Origin of the sequence: Mesorhizobium sp. M7D.F.Ca.US.004.01.2.1, assembly GCF_003997785.1 — a bacterium.
GTDB lineage: Bacteria > Pseudomonadota > Alphaproteobacteria > Rhizobiales > Rhizobiaceae > Mesorhizobium > Mesorhizobium loti.
Genome location: NZ_RZRQ01000421.1, coordinates 1 through 4428 on the forward strand (window position 1 = coordinate 1; position 4428 = coordinate 4428).

Here is a 4428-nt window from a genome sequence, read left to right on the forward strand (position 1 = left end):
AGACAGGGGATACCGATGCCGGTATCGGTGACCGAGATGGTGAGCTTCGTTCCGGTCGGAACCCGGTCGCCGGTGACGTCGACCAGCACATGGCCTTCATCGGTGAATTTCACCGCGTTGCCGAGCAGGTTGGTGACGATCTGCCTGATGCGGCCGACATCGCCGACGAACAGGCTTTCGAGACGAGGCTCGATGCGCACGATCAGCTCGAGGTCCTTCTCCTTGGCGCGTGTCGACACCAGCGTCGCCACGTCCTCGATCGCCTCGGCAAGATTGAAGGGCGCCGGATCGAGCACCAGCTGACCGGCATCGATCTTGGAGAAGTCCAGGATGTCGTTGATGATGGTGAGCAGCGCGTTGCCCGATTTCACGATGATGTCGGTAAACGTCTTCTGCTTCGGGTCGAGGTCCGATTTGGCCAGGAGTTCGGCCATGCCGAGCACGCCGTTCATCGGGGTGCGGATCTCGTGGCTCATATTGGCGAGGAATTCCGACTTGGCGCGGTCGGCGAGCACGGCGCGCTGCCGGGCCTCGCGCAGTTCGGCCTCGCGAGTCTTCAACTCGGTGATGTCGGTGGTCGAGCCGATCAGGTAGAGCGACCCATCGGAGGCGATCATCGCCCCCTTGCGGGCAAACTGATGCCTGACGCTGCCGTTGACCGCCGTCACGGTCTCTTCGACCTCTTGCGTTTCACCAGTGCGCAGCACCGCAAGGTCGCTGTCGACGAAGGCCTGGCCATCCGGCCCGAAGATCTCGATGTCGGTCTTGCCGGTAGCCTCTTCCTTGCTGAAGCCAGTGAGATCGCACCAGCCCTTGTTGACGTAGAACTGCCTGAGGTCGGAACGCTTGGCGTAGATCGACACCGGCACATTGTCGATCAGGCTGCGGAACACCTCGTTCTCGCGCATGCTTTCTTCCAGCGCGCGCTCGCGCGCCTTGACGTCGGTGATGTCGGTGCTGGAGCCGACCAGATGCACCGATCCGTCCAGCGCCACCAGGCGGCTCTTGCGCGTCATCAATTGCCTAACCGTGCCGTCGCGATGGGTGACGGGTTCCTCGACCTCCCTGACGGCACCGGTCACGGCGACTTGCGTGTCGTCATGGCTGTAGCTGTCGGCGTCCTGGGCACCGAACAGCTGGCGGTCGGTGCGGCCGATGACATCCTCCTTGGTCAAGCCTGTGATCGCGCACCAGGCCTTGTTGACGAATTCGATGCTCAGGTCCTGCGCCTTGATGAAGGCGGCCACCGGCAGTTCGTCCAGCACGTGGCGGAACAGGTCGATCTGGCGCATCGAGTCGCGCAACGCCGCCTCGCGGCTCTTTAAATCCGTGATGTCGACGCGCACGCCGATGAACGTGCCGTCATCGGTGCGCATGTCGTAGACCTGGTACCAGCGCCCATCGGCATTGAGGCGCTCGTAGGACGAATTTGGCAGACGGTAGCGCGCCAGCACGCCGTCCGACCAACGTTCGGTATCGACCTCGTAAAGCTTGTCGAGCTCGGTATCGCCACACGAGCGGAAATAGCCGACCGAATGGCCGAACTCCAATGCTTCGCGGAAGGTGCGGCCGGGCTGCCAGAACGGCTTTAGCGCCGGCAGCGTGTCCTGCAGCTTGCGGTTGGCGAAGACGAACTTATCGTCGCGGTCGTAGATGATGACGGCGGCCGGCAAGGATTCCAGCACGCTGGCGAGATGCTTGCGCGCATCTTCAGCTTCGGTCTCGCGGCGCTTCATGTCGGAAATGTCGAACAGGAAGCCGGCAACGTAGTTGCGGCCACTGGCCATGCCGACGCGGCTCTTCCTGACGATGCGCGAGCGGCTGGCGCCATCGGCCTCGAAGTTCTCTTCCACTTCGTAGGCGCGTCCCGTGGCAAGCACGTCCCGTTCGCTCTGTTCGAAAAGCGCGGCGTCGTTCGTTGTGAGGAAATCGCCTCCAGGCTTGCCGAGCATGGCTTGCGGCGTCTGGCCAAACAGAGCGGCGAACGCCTCGTTGACGAAGACGAAGCGCAGATGGTCGTCCTTGACGAAGATCGGATCCTTGACGGCATTGATCACCGCTTCCGCCAGTCGCGCTTTCTCCAGCGCCTCGGCAAGTTCGGCCTCGCGGTCTTTCATGTCGGTGACGTCGACATAGGAGATCAGACGCTTGCCGCCGGCCAACGGTGCCGTCGACGATATCAGCGTGCGGCCGTCATTGCGCGGGAACTGCCGCGATCCAGCGGTCCCGGCCCTGATTTCCGCTTCGCGCTCGGCCATGTGCTGCTGCCATGTCGCGTCGTCGGTGCCATATGGATCGACATCACGGCTGGCGCCCATAAGATCGCGGAAGCTGCAGCCGATCTCGGCGCGCCGGGCATCGATCTGCCAGAAATCGTAAAAGGCACGGTTGATGACTTCGGCGCGCATATCGGCATCGAGGACGAGGACACCGATCGGCATCTGGTCGACCATGGTGTGGAGATTGGCGAAGGTCTCGGCGATCTTGGCGTTGGCGCTCTCGATCTCGGCATCGCGGTTCTTGATCTCGGTGACCTCATAATAGGTCAACAGCCGCTTGCCGCCGGACAGCGCCGTCACCGAGAACATCATCGTCCGGCCGTCGGCATGGGGAAACTCGCGTGGCGCGACGGAGCCGGCGCGAATCTCCTCGATGCGGGTGGCGAGGTAGCGCTGCCATTGCTGTTCGTCGATGTCGCCATAGATGCCGTTACGGCGGTTAAGTTCCATCAACAGGCTGAACGGAGCGCCGACGGTGACAGCGCCGTCCGGGATCCTGGAGAGGTCGCGATAGGCCTTGTTGACGATCAGCGTGTCGAGCCTGGCGTCGAGGAGCACGACGCCCATGTGCATGGCGTCCATCGTCCGCTCGAGATCGACCAGATGCCGGTCGGGTTCGCCGACCGTCGACGGTCCCTGCCCCGGACTTTTGAAGGCGCTGGCCAGTGCCGTAACGTTGCGGCCGATGCCGCGATAGCCGGCAAATCTTCCCTCGCCGTCGAACCTTGGAAAGCCTGATGTCAAAACCCAGCGGCAATCGGCGCGGCCACCCTTGAGCTCATAGACGAAGTCGCGAAAAGGCCGGTGCGCCTGCAGATCCTCCAGATGCGCGGCGCCACTGCGGTCGCCGTTCAGGACCTGGTTGAGGAAATCGAAGCGGAACCGGCCAAGCACGTTTGCCGGATCGATGCCGGTGGCTGCCTGATAGTTTTGCGAAAGCCAGGAGAAGCGCAGCTCGGCGTCGGTCTCCCAGACCCAGTCCGAACCGGCTTCGACGAGTTGGCGAAGCGCATCGTTCGAATCCATGCAAGCGGCGGACGACGACGCATCATCGCCATGCGCTGTGGGTTTGCGAGGCCCGCGCTTGCCGCGCGCGCCAACTGTTTCATCCGCTTCCGCCATGCCGTCCCCACCCCGAAAACCAAGGCCGAACCCTCCTCCGCGGTTCGTCGGCGGAATGTGCCCGAGAAGCATTAACGATCCGCTAACCTTAACGCCCGGTTAGACATATCGGCCGACACGGCCTGCGTTGTTCCGCCCCGGTTGTCGGCGGGGTCGAAGCCGCTATATAAGCACCGGCAGGGGTATTGCTGATGCTTGGACGGATTGTGCCTTTTTTCATGGGGCTAGCGCTGCTTTTCGGCAGCGGCTGCTCGCGCAGTTATGACGGGACCGTCGTCATCCCGAGACCGCTCGATGTCCGGCGTTTCTGGGATCGTCCGCCAGCGAATGTCAACTATGGGCCATCCGAGGTCGAAAACGGCGCCTTTCCGGTAGCGCCGCAGCCGCCGAGGCGGTTTTCAGAGCGCCGGGTCATGACGCATGCCGCGCCGCCCAGACGGCACCAGACGAGGCTACCCGCGTCAGCGTCCCTGTCTGCCCCGGCAAAACCACTCACATGCAGGAACGTCAGCGAACCCGGCAAGAGGGCTCGCATGCTCTGCGACTAGAGCAGGATCCCTGGAAGGGGAACTGGTTTCGGATAAGAAGAAAACGATTGGCAAATAGCTTTCGGTGGGCCTGCGTTCACAGCGAGGCGGCGCCCTTTTTCGGCTCTTTCGCACCGAGCTTGTCGAGTGCAAGACGAACCTGGCGCAGATCGTCCTGCCAGCCATCATCGTCGCCCATCGGGCTCTCCGAGGCGGCCCGCTGAAGCCCGCGCGCCTCGGATTCAATCCCGCGGAGTTCAGCGATTTTCTGTTCGGCGGTCAGGGAGCCGTCTTCGACGATCTCCAGCACCCGCATTTCCCTGAACGTGGCCATGGCGTTTCTCCTGGCTGATGTCGATCACAACGCCGTGAGCGCCCCTCTGTTCCAGGCAGATTTCAGGATCCAGCCGGATCGCAACAGGCTTGCGGCAGCCGGTCATCCGCAAATGGTGCTCAGTCGGCAGGGAAGAAGGCCGGGCCGACCACACGCACCGCCCGCT

Annotated in this window: 2 protein-coding genes; both read right to left on the minus strand. The window is 63.0% G+C overall.

From position 1 onward, the window contains the following. Positions 1–3401, minus strand: a 3401-nt coding sequence (locus tag EN993_RS32040) for a PAS domain-containing protein (RefSeq protein WP_164757945.1), incomplete at its 3' end; no start/stop codon positions are given. A 624-nt stretch (positions 3402–4025) separates the two neighbouring features. Then, positions 4026–4262 (minus strand): hypothetical protein, encoded by a 237-nt coding sequence (locus EN993_RS32050; protein ID WP_109665088.1) that lies wholly within the window; start codon positions 4260–4262, stop codon positions 4026–4028. Between the last annotated feature and the right edge of the window lie 166 nt (positions 4263–4428).

What these genes read in the sequence shown, in the direction of transcription:
- EN993_RS32050 (WP_109665088.1), bottom strand. Translation starts at nt 4,262, where the DNA reads ATGGCCACGTTCAGGGAAATGCGGGTGCTGGAGATCGTCGAAGACGGC.